At 68.4% G+C, this 16534-nt stretch carries 15 protein-coding genes; 3 read left to right on the forward strand and 12 right to left on the reverse strand.

The window, feature by feature from the left end; all coding sequences use genetic code 11:
* The gene (glgC, locus tag AAHS21_RS05090; protein ID WP_096289664.1) at positions 1-1215 is read right to left on the reverse strand and encodes a glucose-1-phosphate adenylyltransferase; all 1215 of its coding nucleotides are present in this window, start codon (positions 1213-1215) and stop codon (positions 1-3) included.
* 217 nt (positions 1216-1432) lie between these two features.
* Here glgC and glgA point away from each other — a divergent pair, with 217 nt between their 5' ends.
* Positions 1433-2596, forward strand: coding sequence for a glycogen synthase (glgA, locus tag AAHS21_RS05095; RefSeq protein ID WP_342926633.1), 1164 nt, complete (start codon positions 1433-1435; stop codon positions 2594-2596).
* A gap of 22 nt (positions 2597-2618) precedes the next feature.
* On the opposite strand, the gene AAHS21_RS05100 is transcribed toward glgA, so the two are convergent.
* From AAHS21_RS05100 to AAHS21_RS05130, 7 genes are all read right to left on the reverse strand, one after another.
* Positions 2619-2786, reverse strand: coding sequence for a DUF3117 domain-containing protein (locus AAHS21_RS05100; protein ID WP_003406247.1), 168 nt, complete (start codon positions 2784-2786; stop codon positions 2619-2621).
* A gap of 213 nt (positions 2787-2999) precedes the next feature.
* Positions 3000-3578 carry a DNA-3-methyladenine glycosylase I gene (gene tag / locus AAHS21_RS05105; RefSeq protein WP_342926634.1) on the reverse strand — a complete coding sequence of 193 codons (579 nt, stop codon included), beginning with the start codon at positions 3576-3578 and terminating at the stop codon, positions 3000-3002.
* Complete coding sequence (locus AAHS21_RS05110; RefSeq protein ID WP_342926635.1) at positions 3575-3931, reverse strand: DivIVA domain-containing protein; 357 nt, start codon at positions 3929-3931, stop codon at positions 3575-3577. The genes tag and AAHS21_RS05110 overlap by 4 nt, the downstream gene beginning before the upstream one ends.
* Positions 3932-3969: 38 nt before the next feature.
* Positions 3970-4968: a glucosyl-3-phosphoglycerate synthase gene (locus tag AAHS21_RS05115; RefSeq protein WP_342926636.1), complete on the reverse strand. Its 999-nt coding sequence runs from the start codon at positions 4966-4968 to the stop codon at positions 3970-3972.
* Positions 4965-5789, reverse strand: a complete 825-nt coding sequence (gene folP / locus AAHS21_RS05120; RefSeq protein WP_342927080.1) for a dihydropteroate synthase — start codon at positions 5787-5789, stop codon at positions 4965-4967. Before folP ends, AAHS21_RS05115 begins: the two co-directional genes overlap by 4 nt.
* A gap of 100 nt (positions 5790-5889) precedes the next feature.
* Positions 5890-7674 (reverse strand): long-chain-acyl-CoA synthetase FadD6, encoded by a 1785-nt coding sequence (gene fadD6 / locus AAHS21_RS05125; protein ID WP_342926637.1) that lies wholly within the window; start codon positions 7672-7674, stop codon positions 5890-5892.
* 33 nt (positions 7675-7707) lie between these two features.
* Positions 7708-8271 carry a TIGR00730 family Rossman fold protein gene (locus tag AAHS21_RS05130; RefSeq protein ID WP_342926638.1) on the reverse strand — a complete coding sequence of 188 codons (564 nt, stop codon included), beginning with the start codon at positions 8269-8271 and terminating at the stop codon, positions 7708-7710.
* Between the two features lie 99 nt (positions 8272-8370).
* On the opposite strand from AAHS21_RS05130, the gene AAHS21_RS05135 reads away from it, so the two are divergent.
* Positions 8371-10527, forward strand: a complete 2157-nt coding sequence (locus tag AAHS21_RS05135) for a GTPase domain-containing protein (protein ID WP_342926639.1) — start codon at positions 8371-8373, stop codon at positions 10525-10527.
* On the opposite strand, the gene dapE is transcribed toward AAHS21_RS05135, so the two are convergent.
* Positions 10524-11600, reverse strand: a complete 1077-nt coding sequence (gene dapE, locus AAHS21_RS05140) for a succinyl-diaminopimelate desuccinylase (RefSeq protein ID WP_342926640.1) — start codon at positions 11598-11600, stop codon at positions 10524-10526. The genes AAHS21_RS05135 and dapE overlap by 4 nt on opposite strands.
* Before the next feature lie 58 nt (positions 11601-11658).
* On the opposite strand from dapE, the gene dapD reads away from it, so the two are divergent.
* Entirely contained in the window at positions 11659-12612 is a 954-nt protein-coding gene (gene dapD / locus AAHS21_RS05145) for a 2,3,4,5-tetrahydropyridine-2,6-dicarboxylate N-succinyltransferase (protein ID WP_342927081.1), read from the forward strand.
* 1 nt (position 12613) lies between these two features.
* Here dapD and AAHS21_RS05150 read toward each other — a convergent pair whose 3' ends face one another.
* The 3 genes from AAHS21_RS05150 to AAHS21_RS05160 form a co-directional block, all read right to left on the reverse strand.
* Positions 12614-13870, reverse strand: a complete 1257-nt coding sequence (locus AAHS21_RS05150) for an MFS transporter (RefSeq protein WP_342927082.1) — start codon at positions 13868-13870, stop codon at positions 12614-12616.
* A gap of 293 nt (positions 13871-14163) precedes the next feature.
* Positions 14164-15576: an acyl-CoA synthetase gene (locus tag AAHS21_RS05155; protein ID WP_342926641.1), complete on the reverse strand. Its 1413-nt coding sequence runs from the start codon at positions 15574-15576 to the stop codon at positions 14164-14166.
* Positions 15577-15612: 36 nt separating this feature from the next.
* The gene (locus AAHS21_RS05160) at positions 15613-16521 is read right to left on the reverse strand and encodes an alpha/beta hydrolase (protein WP_342926642.1); all 909 of its coding nucleotides are present in this window, start codon (positions 16519-16521) and stop codon (positions 15613-15615) included.
* Positions 16522-16534 lie beyond the last annotated feature (13 nt).

Genomic DNA, 16534 nt, shown 5'->3' on the forward strand with positions numbered 1-16534 from the left:
CTAGACCCAGACGCCCTTGCCCACCGCGACCACGCCGCCGGCGCTGATCGCGAAGCGCTCCCGGTCCTTCTCCAGATCCACCCCGACCATTTCGCCGGGCCCGATCACGACGTTCTTGTCCAGGATCGCGTGGCGCACCACCGCGCCACGGCCCACCCGGGCGCCCGGCATGATCACGCTGCCCTCGACGATCGCGCCGTCGTCGACGACCACATTCGACGACAGCACCGAGTTGCGCACCGAGGCCGCCGAGATGATGCTGCCCGCGCCGACGACCGACTCCTGGGCGGAGCCGCCGTTGACGAACTTCGCCGGCGCCAGGTTCTCCGTCGCGCCCTGAATCGGCCAGCGCCGGTTGTACAGGTTGAACACGGGGTGCACCGACACCAGATCCATGTGCGCGTCGTAAAACGCATCCAGCGTCCCGACGTCGCGCCAGTAAGCCCGGTCGCGATCGGTGGCGCCGGGCACCTCGTTGTCGTTGAAGTCGTAGACCGCGGCCATCCCGTCGTCCACCAAGCGGGGAATGATGTTGCCACCCATGTCGTGATCGGAGTGGTCGTCGTCGGCGTCGGCGCGAATCGCGTCGACGAGCACCTTGGTGGTGAAGATGTAGTTGCCCATCGAGGCGAACGTCGTCTCGGGATCGTCGGGCGTGCCCGGCGGCTCCAGCGGCTTCTCGACGAAGCTGCGGATCCGGCCGGATTCGTCGGCGTCGATGCAGCCGAATGCCGAGGCCTCGCCGCGCGGCACCCGGATGCCGGCCACCGTCGCGCCGGCCCCGCTGTCGATGTGAAAGCGGACCATCTGCTCGGGGTCCATCCGGTACACGTGGTCGGCGCCGAAAACCACTATGTAGTCCGGGTCTTCGTCGTAGATCAGATTCAGCGACTGGTAGATCGCGTCGGCGGAGCCGGTGTACCAGCGCGGGCCGAGGCGCTGCTGGGCCGGCACCGGGGTGATGTACTCACCGGCCAGACCGGACAACCGCCAGTTCTGCGAAATGTGACGGTCAAGTGAATGCGACTTGTATTGCGTGAGAACGCAGATTCGCAAGTACCGGGCATTGACGAGGTTGGACAGCACGAAGTCGATCAGGCGGTAGGCGCCGCCGAAGGGAACCGCGGGCTTGGCCCGGTCCGCGGTCAGCGGATACAACCGCTTGCCCTCACCGCCGGCCAGGACGATACCCAGCACGTGGGGTGCTTCCCTCATGACTCCAAACCTATCGGCCGTCACGAACCGCTGCCAGGGGCAATCCCCCGCGCCGCCGTTGCGACGGGCTGTCCGTCAAGGTATTTGGCAAACGTGACCGCCGCTCACCGTAATCGATTGTGCCGCCCGGCGCGCGGCGGCGTCGCCGCGGGGAATTCACCAGCCGCTTTTCGGTCCGATTCGCGAGGGGCGTCGCAAGCGAACTACGGTGCGGTGTATGCGGGTGGCAATGATGACTCGGGAGTACCCACCAGACGTCTACGGGGGAGCCGGCGTACACGTCACCGAGCTCGTCGCCCAACTGCGCCGACTGTGCACGGTCGACGTGCACTGCATGGGCGCCCCACGCCCCGGAGCCGTCGCGCACGAGCCCGACCGGCGCCTGCGCGACGCCAACGCGGCGCTGTCCACGCTGTCCACGGATCTGGTGATGGCTAACGCCGCGGCAGAGGCCACCGTGGTGCATTCGCATACCTGGTACACCGGCATGGCCGGGCACCTCACCGCGATGCTCTACGACATCCCGCACATCCTGACGGCGCACTCGCTGGAACCGTTGCGGCCGTGGAAGGCCGAACAACTCGGCGGCGGCTACCGGATCTCGTCGTGGGTGGAGCGCACCGCGGTGCTGGCGGCCGATGCGGTGATCGCGGTGAGTTCGGGCATGCGTGAGGACGTGCTGCGGGTCTACCCGACGCTGGATCCCAGCCAGGTGCACGTCGTCCGCAACGGCGTCGACAGCGACGTATGGCATCCCGCCGGAGCGGCCGAGACCGGCTCGGTGCTGGCCGAGCTCGGCGTCGATCCGAACCGGCCGATGGTGGCGTTCGTCGGGCGGATCACCCGGCAGAAGGGCGTCGGCCATTTGGTCGCTGCCGCGCACCAATTCAGCCCCGACGTGCAACTGGTGCTGTGCGCCGGCGCTCCCGATACCCCGGAGATCGCGGACGAGGTACACACCGCGGTGGACGAGCTCGCCCGCGTCCGCACGGGCGTGTTCTGGATCCAGGAAATGCTTCCCGTCGCGGAATTGCGCGAAATACTTTCGGCGGCGACGGTTTTCGTCTGCTCATCGGTGTACGAGCCGTTGGGCATCGTCAACCTGGAGGCGATGGCCTGCGCGACCGCGGTGGTGGCCTCCGACGTCGGCGGAATTCCGGAGGTGGTCGTCGACGGAGTCACCGGATCACTGGTGCATTACGACGCCGACGATGCCGGGGCTTACCAGGCGGGATTGGCACAAGCGGTCAATGAACTCGTCGCGGACCCGGCGAAGGCGCAGCGCTACGGACGCGCCGGACGCCGGCGTTGCATCGAGGAATTCTCCTGGGCGCATGTCGCTGAGCAGACCCTGGAGATCTACCGAAAGGTGTGTTCTTAGCTGCCCCCGACACCCGGGGGACTTAGCTGGTGACGCCTTTGAGTTCGTCGCCCAGGGCAGCGGCCTCGTCGGGCGTCAACTCGACGACGAGACGGCCACCACCTTCAAGTGGTACCCGCATTACGATGCCGCGCCCCTCCTTAGTCGCTTCCAGAGGACCGTCTCCGGTCCGGGGCTTCATCGCCGCCATCGAGTGCTCCCTCCAGATTCGAGTTGGCCCGTCCTCGCGAGCCTGGTCGGCGGCGAGCTAGTCCCGCCAGCGGATTTCCAGCCATACCCGACTTTGAACTGCCAAATCACCCCCCCATTGTTCCCTATTCCGCCCACTAAATGCACAAGACCCGTCCGTAGCGCCCTGCACGGGGGTTCCGAGCGTGGTTTGCCGGGCCCATCGCCCGACCCCTCATCGTGGCGAGGGAACCCAGCAATCACGGACGTGGTCGTCGACCATCCCGGTCGCCTGCATCAGCGCGTACGCGGTGGTGGGGCCCACGAACCGGAAACCGCGGCGCTTGAGTTCCTTCGCCATGGCCTTGGATTCATCGCTAGCGGAAGGGATTTCGGATTCGGAGGCGGGACGAGGCCGCGACGGCGGCGCGAACGACCACAGCAGGTCGGACAGGTCTTCCGCCGATCCCAATTCGGCCACCGCGCGCGCGTTGGCAATCGTCGCATCGATCTTGGCCCGGTTGCGGACGATGCCGGCGTCGGCCATCAGCCGCTGCACGTCCGCCTCGGTAAAGCGCGCCACCTTTTCGGTGTCGAACCCGGCGAAGGCGCGGCGGAAATTCTCCCGCTTGCGCAGGATCGTCAACCAGGACAGGCCGCTCTGAAAGGCTTCCAGGCTCATCCGCTCGAACAGTGCCACCCCGCCGCGCAGCGGGCGGCCCCACTCCTGGTCGTGATAGTCGCGGTACATGTCGAAGTCGGGCCCGGGCCGGCCAACCGCCCAGCTGCAGCGCGTCCGCCCGTCATCGGTCACGCCGGATCCCCACCCGGGGGGTCCTCGCCGTCGGCCACGTCGACGCCCTCGCGATCCGCTGCTGTTGCGGCCGCGCTGACCGCGGCCAGCTGACCGCGCAGCGCCTCGAGCTCGCGGGCCAACCGGTCCAGCACCCAGTCGACCTCGCTGGTCTTGTAGCCCCGCAGCACCTGGGTGAACTTGACCGCGTCGACGTCGGAGCCCGTGACACCGTAGGCGGGCAGCACCGTCGCCGTCGTCCCCCGCGGTAGGGGCGGCAACTGCTCACCACGCCCGAACAGCAGGCTCGCCGCGCCGAACAGCACGATCGCCACCAGCACCAACACCACGATGTAGAGCAAGACCAACGCCACGGAATCGATAGTGCCCTATCCCGCCGACAGGACGGCGATCAGCGTGGCCGCACCGTGTTCATCGGCGGCCGGTCCTCCAGCGACACCGGCGAGGTGTGCGGCGTGTAGCCGTCCTCGTCGGCGACGAACTGTGTCAGACCGACGCCGGAGTCGGGAATCCCGCAGCGCGACAGCAGCGTCGCGATGACCTGCCGGCTCATCGCTCCCAGCTCGCCCAGCGGCCGATTGCGGTGCGCCCGCTTCCCCAGGTTGACCTGCGCGATCGCGTCCAGACCCAACCGGTCGAAGGTGTCGATCAGCAAGCCGATCTCCACGCCGTAGCCGGGCGCGAACGGTACCGACGTCAGCAGTTCGCGGCTGGCCGCGTACTCGCCGCCGAGCGGCTGCAGCACGCAGCCCAGCTCGGGCCGTAGCGCCGCCAGCAACGGCCGGGCCGCCAACTCGGTGACCCGCCCGCCACCGGTGGGAGCCACGCCGCTGCCCGCAGCACAGCCGTCGCCCACCTCGCTGACCTTCAGGGGCCGCCGGTAGAAGCTTTTGACCAGGTGGACGCCGTCGCACAGCAGCAGCGGGCCGACCAGCCACGGCACGAACATCGGATGCGGATCGAGCAGGTCGGAGTCGATGAACACCACAATGTCGCCGTTGGTCGCGGCCAGCGAGCGCCACAACGCCTCACCCTTGCCCGGCCGGGTCGGCACCTCGGGCAACGCCTGTTCACGGCTGACGACGCGGGCGCCGGCCGCAATGGCGCGGATCTCGGTCTCGTCGGTGGAGCCGGAGTCCAGCACGATCAGCTCGTCGACCAGCCCGCCGGAATCGCGGACCAGCGGCGAAATACTGGCGACCACCGACGCGACGGTCTGTTCCTCATCGAGTGCAGGCAGCACCACCGAAATGGTTCGGCCCGCCTTCGCCTCCTCCAGTTGCCGCAGGGTCCACGCCGGACGACTCGAGTTGCGGTTGGATAGCCAGACGTCGCCGGGCCGGGCCGCGACGGCTCCGGCTGCGAGATCCCTGGCAACCAGCTCCGTCATGCCAGTCCTCGCACGGTGCGCGCCGGCGCCCGGATGCCCTGGATCGAGGCGACCATTTCCAGCACCCGTCGCGTCGCGGCAACCTGATGCACCCGAAATACGCGCACGCCGGCGGCCGCTGCCAACGCGGTGGCCGCCAGTGTCCCCTCAAGCCGTTCGGTCAGTTCCACACCCAAAGTCTCCCCGACGAAGTCCTTGTTGCTCAAAGCCATGAGCACAGGCCATCCGGTATTAACAAGTTCGCTCACGTGGCGCAACAGGACCAACCCGTGGAAGGTGTTCTTGCCCATGTCGTGCGTCGGGTCGATCAGCACCCGGTCGGGGGCCACCCCGGCGGCGACCGCGCGCTCGGCGGCGCCGGTGACCTGACGGATCACGTCGTCGACCACGCCGCGGGTGGTGGTGCCGAAACGCACCCGGAACGGACGGGTGCGCGGCTGCGCGCCACCGGTGTGCGAACACACCAGGCCCACGCCGAACTCGGCGGCGACTTCCGGCAGGGCCGGGTCGACGCCCGCCCAAGTGTCGTTGATCAGGTCCGCGCCGGCCGCGCAGGCCAGTCGGGCCACCTCGGAGCGCCAGGTGTCGACGCTGATCAGCTGGTCCGGGTAGGCGCCCCGCAACCATTCGATGAACGGCACCAGCCGGGCGATCTCCAGGTCCGCGTCCACGTTCTCGCCCGGTCCCGCCTTGACCCCGCCGACGTCGATGAGATCGGCACCGTCGGCGACGGCCCGGTGCACGGCTGATCGAGCCGCTTCGTCGCTGAAGGTCGCACCCTTGTCGTAGAACGAGTCCGGTGTGCGGTTGATGATCGCCATGACCAGCGCGCGGTCCCCGGCAACGGGTCGGCCGCACAGAGTTGACTGCACACGTCCATAGTGCCTGGTCCGTCCGGGGCCGGTGCGCTCCCCCAAGGCCTCAGCCTTGCGGTCGCTTACCGGCCGCTACCTCGGCCGGGTATTCGTCGTAGTACGGCACATAGCCCTCGTCGCGGCCGGCCAGCACGTACAGCGGATCCGCCACATCGGGCCCGTAGGCCTGCTCGCGCAATTCCACCTTGCGGCTCTTGAACGTCGTGGTGTGCTCGAGCGTCTTGACCACCCGGACGAACAGCGGCAGCGCATAGGCCGGCAGTTGTCCGTACACCGCACTGGCCAGTGCCTTGCCGTCGAACTCCGCGCCCTCGCGCAACTGGACCGCGGCCATCCCGGCACGGCCCCCGGTGTTGGGCACTTCGACACCGAACACGGTGCACTCCTCGACGGCCTTGTCCGACGCCACCGCCGCCTCGACCTGCGTGGTGGCGACATTCTCGCCCTTCCAGCGGAAGGTGTCGCCGAGTCGGTCGACGAACGCGGCGTGCCGCATGCCCTGCGGGCTCATCACGTCGCCGGAGTTGAAGTAGCAGTCACCGTCGCGGAAAGCGTTGCGCACCAACTTCTTTTCGCTCGACGCCTTGTCGGTGTAGCCGTCGAAGGGCTGCAGCCGGTTGACCGGGCTGAGCAGCAGACCGGGCTGACCGGCCGGCACCTTGCTCACCCGGCCGTTGGCGTCGCGCAACGGGTCCCCCGAGTCGGGGTCGTACTCCACGTACACCAGCGGCATCGGCGCGAGGCCCGTTGACCCGGGCACGTTGAAGATGTTGATGAAGGCCGTGTTGCCCTCGCTGGACGCGTAGAACTCACACACCCGCGAGATGCCGAACCGCTTGGTGAAGTCCTTCCAGATCTCGGGGCGCAATCCGTTGCCGGCGATCAGGCGCACCCTGTGTTTGCGGTCGGTGTCCTTCGGCGGCTGGTTGAGCAGATAGCGGCAGATCTCCCCGATGTAGATGAACGCGGTGGCCTGACTCTCGATGGCCTCGTCCCAGAACCGGGAGGCCGAGAACGACTTACCCAACGCCAGCGTCGCCCCGGAGTTGATCGCCGACGACAGCGCCACTGTCAGCGCGTTGTTGTGATACAGCGGCAGGCAGCTGTAGAGGGTGTCGGAGCCCTTCAGCCGCAACCCCAGCCCGCCGAACGCCGCCAGGGCCTTGAGCCAGCGCAGATGCGTCATCACGCTGGCCTTGGGGAACCCGGTGGTGCCCGACGTGAAGATGTAGAAGGCGGTGTCGCGGGCCTGCACGGCCCCCACCGAATCCGGGTTGGTGGCCACCGCTCCCACCGCGAAGCGCTCCAGGTCTTCGATCGTCAACGTGTTGGCGGTGCCCGCGGAACCGGTCTCGGCGACCGCGCTGACCAGGTCGGTCTCCGCGATCAGCACCTTGGCGTCGAGCAATCCAAGGCTGTGCGCGAGCACCTCACCGCGCTGGTGATAGTTGAGCATTCCGGCGACGGCCCCGCACTTGACGGTGGCCAGCATCGCCAGCACGGTGTTGGGCGAATTGCGCAGCATGATCCCGACAACGTCGCCGTGGCCGACTCCGCGCGCCGCCAACACCGCGGCATACCGGTTGGCGGCCGCGTTGGCCTCGCGGTAAGTCAGCTGCTGGTCACCGAAGCGCAGGAAGACCTTGTCGCCGTAGCGCGCGGCACGGTCCTGGAACACGCTGCCGATCGACCGGTGTGAGCCCGGCTGCGCCAACAGTCCGGTCGCCGCGCCGCGAAGGATCACCCGCATGTCGGCCAGTACGGCCGGCAGTCCCGACGCGATGTCGGTCAGGCCGATCCGTCTGCGTGCTCCCCCGGCGTGATCGGACACGTGCTCCCTCGATTCCCCTTGACGCAGCCGACCTCAGTTAGGGGCGCACGCCTCGATTGCGTCATTCACCTTATCGACCAGCATCAGCGTGTCCATCGCTACCTGTGAGATGTACCCGCGGTCAACCAAGTCGTTCAGCCAGACCCACAAGCCCTCGTAGTGTCCCCAGGTATCCAGCAGCACCACGGGTTTGTCGTGCATACCCAAAGAGCCCGTCGTCCACGCCTCGAACAGCTCGTCGAGCGTGCCGATCCCACCGGGAAGCGCGATGAACGCGTCGGAGCGGTCTTCCATGATCCGCTTCCGGTCGCGCATGTTGTCGGTGACGATCAGCTCAGAGGCGTTCTCGTCGGCGAGTTCGCGGCGCACCAACTGGCGCGGGATGATGCCGACCGTCTTGCCGCCGCGGGCGCGCGCCGCACTGGCCACCGCGCCCATCGCCGAAATGTCGCCGCCGCCCCACACCAGGGTCCAGCCGCGGTCGGCGATCGCTTGGCCGAGTTCGCTAGCCAGATCAAGCAATTCGGCGTGTGTCGGGCCGGATGCGCAGTAGACGCAGACCGCCCATTCGCTCGAGGATTCGCCGTCGGGCCGCATAACCGCCAAGGTAGACCAACGCCGTTCGAACCGTGCACGTATGGGGCTTTCGCGCCAGCTAGTCATCGGCTGGCCACCGCGCCGCCATAAAATTCGGCGATGCCGATTCGATGGAACGTCCCGCAGCACGCTGCCACCCTGGAACGACTGGATTCCGCTCTGGGTGACGCGGCGCGGCGCGGTGCGGTGGTGCTCGGTCCCGACGGCGTCGGCAAGTCGACCCTGGCGCGGTTGGCCGCCGAGAACTTCTCCAGCGCCAACCCGGGCACTTTCATCCGCTGGGTCACCGGCACCCCGACCGAGCGCGTGGTCCCGTTCGGCGCGTTCAGCCACCTCGTGGACTTCGCCAGTTTCGGGGACGACATCGGCAAGCCGGCCGCGCTGCTGCGGGCGGCCCGGGCAGCGCTGAGCGGGGACCCGCAGACAGATCTGCTGCTGATCGTCGACGATGCCCACGACTTGGACATCCTGTCGGCCACCCTCGTCTACCAGCTGGCGCTGGCCGGGACCGCCCGGATGATCGTCACCGCCCGCGACCCGGATTCGGGGGCCGCACCCGAAGCGATCGCCGCGCTGTGGACCGACGGCCTGCTGGAGCGCATCGATGTCGACGCGCCCGGCCAGCCCACCAGCACGGCCGAGGTCGACACCTTCATCGCCGAGTTGCCCGCCGCCGCGCGGGCGGTGCTCGACTATCTCGCCGTCGAGGAGCCGCTGTCGCTGGCCGATCTCACCGCGCTGGCCGGCGACGGCGCGGTCGGCGAGGCGCAGCAGTGGGGCGCGGCCGAAACCCGGGTGCGCGACGAGCGCGCCGAAGATCCGGTCGTGTACACCGCCCATCCGCTGTTCTCCGAACGGGCGCGGGCCGCGCTGGGTGCCGACGGTGCCCGGCGGCGGCGAACCGAGTTGGTCGAGCTGCACTCCCAGCATCCGTCCGATCACCTCAGTGACCGGCTGCGGCTGGCCTCCCTGGCGCTGGACAGCGACGCTGCGCAGTCGGTGGCCGCGGTCGTCGACGCCGCGCAGCAGGCGCTGCGGCTCGGCGATCTCACGCTCGCCGAACGATTCGCCCGCTGCGCGCTGGCGCGCTGCGAGGACGGCCAGGCACTGGCCGCGCGGCTGCCGCTGGCGAATTCGCTGGCGTTTCAGGGCCGGGGCCGCGAGGCCGAGGAGTTGCTGGCCGCCGTGGATTCCGCCGCGTTGTCCGAAGAAGACCTGATGGCATGGACCCTGCTGCGGGCGGCCAATCAGTTCTTCATGCTCAGCGAGCCGGAGCGGGCCACCGCGTTCCTGCTGACGATCCGCAATCGCGTTCCCGATGTCGGCCCGCGGGTCACGCTCGACGCGCTGAGCGCAACCTTCGCGATGAACGCCGGCAACGTCGAGGGCGCCGTCGAGATCGCGCATCGGGTACTGGACTCACCGGCCGCCGACGACCAGGCGGTGGCCTGGGCGGCGAGCGCGGCGACGCTGTGTTCGGCGCGCCAGGGCCGGTTCGCCGACGTCGAGCCGCTGGCGCAGCGCGCCCTGGGCGCCGAGCACCCCGGGTTGCTGCGGTTCACGGTCGGCCTGGGCGAGACGACGACCTTACTGATGGCCGGCCGGGTCGAAACGGCGACCGAATTGGCGCAGCAGTTCACCGATTTCGCCGAATTGCAGCAGCCGGGTCGCGCGATCGGCGAGGCGCTGCTGGCGCACATGATGATCGCCGCCGGCCGATTCGGCGAAGCCGCCGCGCTGCTGGGCCCGGCGGCCGCGGCACTGGAACGCACCGGCTACTCGTGGGGACCATTGTCGCTGATGCTGCTGGCCACCGCGCTGGCCCAGCAGGGCGACATCGCCGCCGCGGCAAAAGCCTTGAGCAGAGCCGAATCTCGGCATGGCACCAAGTCGGCTCTGTTCAGCCCCGAGCTGGGCGTGGCCCGGGCCTGGCGGCTGGCCGTTGGGCGCGACTCGCACGGGGCGATCGCCGCGGCGCGCGACGCGGCCCGGATGGCCGAACGCCGCGGGCAGTCGGCGGTGGCGCTTCGCGTCTGGCACGAGGCCGTGCGCCTCGGCGACATCCGCGCGGTGGATCCGCTGGCCCGGCTGTGCGGCGAGGTCGACTGCGTGGCGGGACAGCTCGCGCTGGCTCATGCCAAAGCACTGGCGACAAACGACGGGGACGCGCTGCGTGCGGTGGCCGAGGAGCTGGCGGCCGTCGGTCTGCACGCCGCGGCCGCCACTGCGGCCGCGCAGGCCCAGCAGTGCGCTTAGCCGCCCAGGTATCTGCGCAGCATCTCCGCGGCCGCGCAGATCGCGGCGGCTGGCACCCGCTCGTCGCGGGTGTGCGCCAGGTTGGGGTCGCCGGGCCCGAAGTTGAGCGCCGGGATGCCCAGGGCGGCGAATCGGGACACATCGGTCCAGCCGTACTTGGCGCGCACCTGCCCGCCGGCAGCCTCGACCAGCGCCTTGGCGGCCGGCTGCGACAAGCCGGGTAGCGCTCCGGCAGCGCCGTCGGTCTGCTCGATCCGCACGTCGATCCCGTCCAGCACGTCGTGCACGTGTTGCAGCGCCTCGGCGAGCGATCGGTCAGGGGCGAAGCGGTAGTTGACGGTGACCGAGGCCGCGTCGGGAACGACGTTGCCGGCGACGCCGCCGTCGACCCGCACCGCCGACAAGCCTTCCCGGTATTCACAGCCGTCGATCTCGACGGTCCGAGCCTGGTAGGCGGCCAACCGCTCCAGCACGGTACCCAGTTTGTGAATTGCGTTGTCGCCCAACCAGGACCGCGCCGAGTGCGCCCGAGTTCCGTTGGCGCTGACCACAACTCGCAGCGTGCCCTGGCACCCTGCCTCGATGTAGCCGCCGGTGGGCTCACCCAGGATCGCGACGTCGGCGGCCAACCAGTCCGGCAGCTCACGCTCGATGCGACCCAAACCGTTTGCGGCCGCGTCGATTTCCTCGCAGTCGTAGAGCACCAGCGTCAGATCGTGTGCCGGTTCGGCCACCGTGGCGGCCAGATGCAGAAAGACGGCGTCGCCGGATTTCATGTCCGAGGTGCCGCAGCCGTACAGCATGTCGCCTTCGGCGCCCACCGAGCGATGGCTGGGCAGGTTGTCGGCGGCTGGGACCGTGTCGAGATGACCGGCCAGCAGCACCCGCGACGGCAGGTTTCGCCGGGTGCGCGCCAGCACCGCGTTGCCGTTGCGGATGATCTCGAAGCCGGTGGTCTGCGCGCGCAGGGCCGCCTCGACCTCGGCGGCGATGCGCGCTTCGTCTCGCGACTCGCTGGGGATGTCGACCAGCGCCGCGGTCAGCTCGATCGGATCCCCATGCAAGTCCAGCACGCAACCAGCGTAATGGTCGGCGGGGCGGGGGGACCCCCGGCTCGACGGCCCAAGTAACCTGACCGCCGTGACTGGAGCTGCAGGTATCGGGTTGGCGACACTGGCCTTCGACGGATCGATCCTCGACACATGGTTTCCCGCACCGGAACTGACGGAGTCGGACACCAGCGGCACGTCGCGCCTCGCGCTGTCCGACATTCCGCCGGAGCTGGCCGCACTGGTCGGACGCGACGACGACCGCAACACCGAAACCGTGGCCGTGCGCACGGTCATCGGCTCACTCGACGAGGTGGCCGCCGACGCCTACGACGCCTACCTGCGGCTGCACTTGCTGTCGCACCGCCTGGTCGCGCCGCATGGGCTGAACGCCGACGGCTTGTTCGGCGTATTGACCAATGTGGTGTGGACTAATCACGGACCCTGCGCGATCGAGGGTTTCGAGTCGGTCCGCGCGCGGCTGCGCCGCAAGGGACAGGTGACCGTCTACGGCGTCGACAAGTTCCCGCGGATGGTCGACTACGTGATGCCCACCGGGGTCCGCATCGCCGACGCGGACCGGGTGCGCCTGGGCGCGCACCTCGCGTCCGGCACCACCGTGATGCACGAAGGTTTCGTCAACTACAACGCCGGCACGCTGGGCACCTCGATGGTGGAAGGCCGCATCTCGGCCGGCGTGGTGGTGGGCGACGGCTCCGACATCGGCGGCGGCGCGTCGATCATGGGCACCCTGTCCGGCGGTGGCACCGAAGTCATTTCGATCGGTAAGCGGTGCCTGCTCGGCGCCAACGCGGGCCTGGGCATCTCGCTGGGCGACGACTGCGTCGTCGAAGCCGGCCTGTATGTCACAGCCGGCACCAAAGTCATTACGCCCGAAGGCAAAACGCTGAAAGCACTCGAGCTGTCGGGCGGCAACAACCTGTTGTTCCGCCGCAATTCGGTCAGCGGTGCCGTGGAAGTGGTGGCCCGCGGCGGTCAGGGCATCGCGCTGAACGAGGACCTGCACGCCAACTGAGCTACAGCGGCGTCCCGCAGGTTTCCGGCAGCAGATAAGTGGAGACCAGGCTGATCAACGCGAGGGCCGCCAGCATGACCCCGATCGACCAGCTGCCGTAGGTCGCCAGCAGCGTCCCGGCGATCAGCGGCGGCACCGCCCCGCCGAAGACACCGGCCAGATTGATCGCCAGTGCCGAACCGCTGTAGCGGTAGCGAGTGGCGAAGAGTTCGGGGATAAAGGCTCCGACGGGTCCGCTGCCGATGCCGGAGATCGCGAAGGTGCCGACGATCGCGACCGCATACAACGCTTTGTGGCCGGTGTCGATCAGGGGGATCACCAGGAACGCCCACGGCACACACGTTGCCCAGCCCACCAGCATGATCCGGCGCCGGCCGAATCGATCGCTCAGAATGGCCGAGGCGATCACCGCCGCGATGCTCACCAGACCGCTCAGCACACCGACCGACCAGATGAAGCCGCGCGTATAGCCCAGGTGCGTGTGCGCATACATCGTGAAGTATGTGTTGCCCATGTAGCAGAACGCCATCGTGCACAGCACGCTGCCGGCGGCCAGCAGGATCTCCCGGCCCTGCAGGCGAAACACCTCGGCCAGCGGCGCTTTGGGCACCAGGTCGCGTGACTTCTCCTCGGCGAACACCGGAGTCTCGTCGATGTTGAGCCGCACGTACAACGCCAGCGCGATCAGCACCGAGCTGATCAGGAACGGGATCCGCCATCCCCACTGCAGGAACTCGGGGCTGTACTCACCGATCGTGACGTTCACGCCGAGGAAGGTCAGGCTGCTCAGCACTCCGGCGACACCGCCGCCCAGCAGGGTGAACATCCCGTACAAGCCGCGTCGGGCGCCCGGGGCGTATTCGGCGCTCAACAACGCCGACCCGGCCCATTCGCCGCCCACCGCAAACCCCTGCAGCAGCCGCAGCCCCATCAGGATCAACGGCGCCGCCATCCCGATGGAGGCGGTGCTGGGAACCAGGCCGACGCTCACGGTGGCCACGGCCATGATCAGCAACGTGGAGATCAGCGTCTTCTTGCGGCCCAGCCGGTCCCCGAAGTACCCGAAGACGGCCGCACCGATGGGCCGCGACAAAAACGCCGTGGCGAACGTTCCCATCGAGGCGATCATCGCCACGCCGGGCGTGAGGTTCGGAAAGAACACCGCGGGAAACACCAATGCCGCCGCGGTGCCGTAGATCAGGAAGTCGTAGAACTCGATTGCCGAGCCGACCAGACACGAGGTCGCGACCCGCGCCATCGGTGTGGCGCGCGGTTGGTCCGCGATCGTCGTCGCAGCACCCGCCGGGTGGATCGACTCACCCATGGCACATCCTTACCTGTCCCCGTGGTGTGTTTGCCTGCATGTCCACAAACGAAATTATGCGAAGCAGTGAACTCTCGCTGGTCCGAAAGCCTGGCAATATCCTGCGTGTCGCGAAAGCTCCAGCTGACAACCCATTTTGTGATGTCTTGGTTATCGCGCCGGTGCTCGCTCGGTTCCAGGCCGCTACAGACGGCCCTCAACCTGCATACCAGAAACGGCGCTACGTCTCATCCCTCGGACAGCAACTGCTTCTTGACGACCTTGCCCATCGCGTTGCGCGGCAACGCGTCCACAACCCGAACCTCGCGCGGTCGTTTGTGGATCGAAAGGTCTTGGGCGACAAAGTTAATTAGCTCGTCGGTGTTGAGGTCGGAAGCGCCGACCACGAATGCGACGATGCGCTGGCCAAGATCGTCGTCGGGCATCCCGACAACGGCCGCTTCCTGCACGCCAGGATGCCCCAACAGCGATGTCTCGATTTCGCCCGCGCCAATGCGATATCCGCCCGATTTGATCAGGTCGACCGATTCGCGGCCGACGATGCGGTGCATGCCCTCGCCGTCGACGACCGCGACATCGCCGGTCTGGTACCAACCGTCGGCATCGAAAACCTCCGCGGTGGCCTCCGGCCGATTCAGGTATCCGTCGAACAGCGTCGGGCCCCGAACCGCAAGCTTGCCAACGGTTTCCCCGTCATGCGGGACGGGGTCACCGGAGTCGTCGAGCAGCCGGGTCTCGACGCCGCTAAGCGGCAGGCCGACCCAGCCCGGGCGGCGTTCGCCGTCGGCCCGCGTCGACACCGTGATCAACGACTCCGAGGCACCGTAGCGTTCGATGGGCCGGTGACCGGTCAGCTGTTCCAGCCGGTCGAACACCGGTACCGGCAGCGCCGCACTACCGGACACCAGCAGCCGTGCCGTGCGCAATGTCTCGGCGGCCGCCTGATCGGCCACCACCCGCGACCACACCGTCGGCACCGCGAAGTACAAGGTGCCACCGGATTCCGTATGGGCCTTCGCATAACCGGCCGGTGTCGGTTTTCCGGTGTGCACGAAGCGATTTCCGATCCGCAACGACCCGAGCAGGCCCAGCACCAAGCCGTGGATGTGAAACAGCGGCAACCCGTGCACCAGCACGTCGTCGGGAGTCCACTGCCAGGCCTGGGCCAGCGCGTCCAGGTCGGCGGCGATCGCCCGGCGACTCACCACCACGCCCTTGGGCGCTCCCGTGGTGCCCGAGGTGTAGATGACCATCGCGGTGGCCTCGGGTGCCGGCTCGGGATAGCGATGCCAGGACCGGGCGTGCAGCCGCACCGGGATGTGCGGCAGGCCCTCCAGCTCGTCGGGCTGCGTCCCGAGCCACGCCTGCGCGCCGGAGTCGGTCAGCATGTGCTTGCGTTCGGCAGCGCCGACATCCGAGGGCACCGGGACGAAGGGGACGCCGGCGATCAGGCAGCCGGTGACCGCCAGCACGGTCGACACGCTCGGGGTGGCCAGCACCGCGACGCGGTCCGCCCCGGCGACGCGTTCGGCCACCGACGTCGCGCCGCCGACCAGGTCGCTGCGACTCAGTACGTCGCCGTCGATCTTGACCGCGTCGGGGATGTCAGTGGCGGCGGGATTCAGCGATGCGAGCAGCACCTCAGCAGGCTACCGACACTTGTCGACTAGGCCCTGTCAGGCCTGCTCGTCCCATATTTTCATCAGTGTGGACAGGATCTCTTCGCCACGGCCCAGCCCGGCCAGGTGACTTTCGCCCGGCAGCACGAACAATTCGCAGTCGGGCAGCAGGGACACCACGTGCTCGCCGTGGGCAAAGGGCACGATGTGGTCGCTGTCGCCGTGCCACCAGCGGACCGGAACCTTGACCTCGTCCAGCCGGAACCCCCAGTCCCGGACGAACAGGATCACGTCGTTGAACGGGGCCGCGAGCTGTTTGCGGCTGCCGTTGAGCAAATCGTCGAGGAACATGGCGCCGAACTCGGGCCGGGTGAGCAGGCGCCGGTCGGCTTCCGGCGAGATCGCGGCATACAGGTACAGCGCGGTGTTCGCGACCGGACGGACGGCCCGGACCATCAGGCTGGCGCCGATCCGCAGCGGGTCACCGCCCAGCCGCAACAGCGGTGCCACCCGCTTGCCCAGTTCCATCAGACCGCTGCTGATCCCCTCGTCGCCGACGAACGGCGCGACGCCCCCCAGCACACCGGTCGCCACGACGCGATCAGGCAGCACCGCGGCACAGGCGAGTGCGTACGGGCCCCCGCCGGATAGGCCGATGACGGCCATCTTGTCGATACCGAGGGTGTCGGCGATGGTGCGCAGGTCATCGGCGAACGCCCGGATGTTCTCGTAGCGGTGCGGCGTCGACGAGCCGATCCCCGGACGATCCAGGCCGATCAGCCGGATGCCGTGATCTTCGGCGTAGACGCGGGCCTCGGTCGGAATTTGCCGGCGGGCACCCGGGGTGCCGTGCAGCCAGAACACCGCCCGGCCGTGCGGGTCACCGAATTCGGCGAAGCCGATTTGGCGGTCGTCGCCGACGGCGACGTTTCCTTCTAGCTTTGGACGGGCGATCTCGATGACCATGTCAGCAGCTTGG

It is taken from the genome of Mycobacterium sp. 050272 (assembly GCF_039023525.1).
Classification (GTDB): Bacteria; Actinomycetota; Actinomycetes; order Mycobacteriales; family Mycobacteriaceae; genus Mycobacterium.

Excerpts from the sequence above, each read along its gene's own strand:
- glgC (WP_096289664.1), bottom strand. The coding sequence starts at position 1,215 with ATGAGGGAAGCACCCCACGTGCTGGGTATCGTCCTGGCCGGCGGTGAG.
- glgA (WP_342926633.1), top strand. The coding sequence starts at position 1,433 with ATGCGGGTGGCAATGATGACTCGGGAGTACCCACCAGACGTCTACGGG.
- AAHS21_RS05100 (WP_003406247.1), bottom strand. The coding sequence starts at position 2,786 with ATGGCGGCGATGAAGCCCCGGACCGGAGACGGTCCTCTGGAAGCGACT.
- AAHS21_RS05115 (WP_342926636.1), bottom strand. The coding sequence starts at position 4,968 with ATGACGGAGCTGGTTGCCAGGGATCTCGCAGCCGGAGCCGTCGCGGCC.
- folP (WP_342927080.1), bottom strand. The coding sequence starts at position 5,789 with ATGGCGATCATCAACCGCACACCGGACTCGTTCTACGACAAGGGTGCG.
- AAHS21_RS05130 (WP_342926638.1), bottom strand. The coding sequence starts at position 8,271 with ATGCGGCCCGACGGCGAATCCTCGAGCGAATGGGCGGTCTGCGTCTAC.
- AAHS21_RS05135 (WP_342926639.1), top strand. The coding sequence starts at position 8,371 with ATGCCGATTCGATGGAACGTCCCGCAGCACGCTGCCACCCTGGAACGA.
- AAHS21_RS05150 (WP_342927082.1), bottom strand. The coding sequence starts at position 13,870 with ATGGCGCGGGTCGCGACCTCGTGTCTGGTCGGCTCGGCAATCGAGTTC.
- AAHS21_RS05160 (WP_342926642.1), bottom strand. The coding sequence starts at position 16,521 with ATGGTCATCGAGATCGCCCGTCCAAAGCTAGAAGGAAACGTCGCCGTC.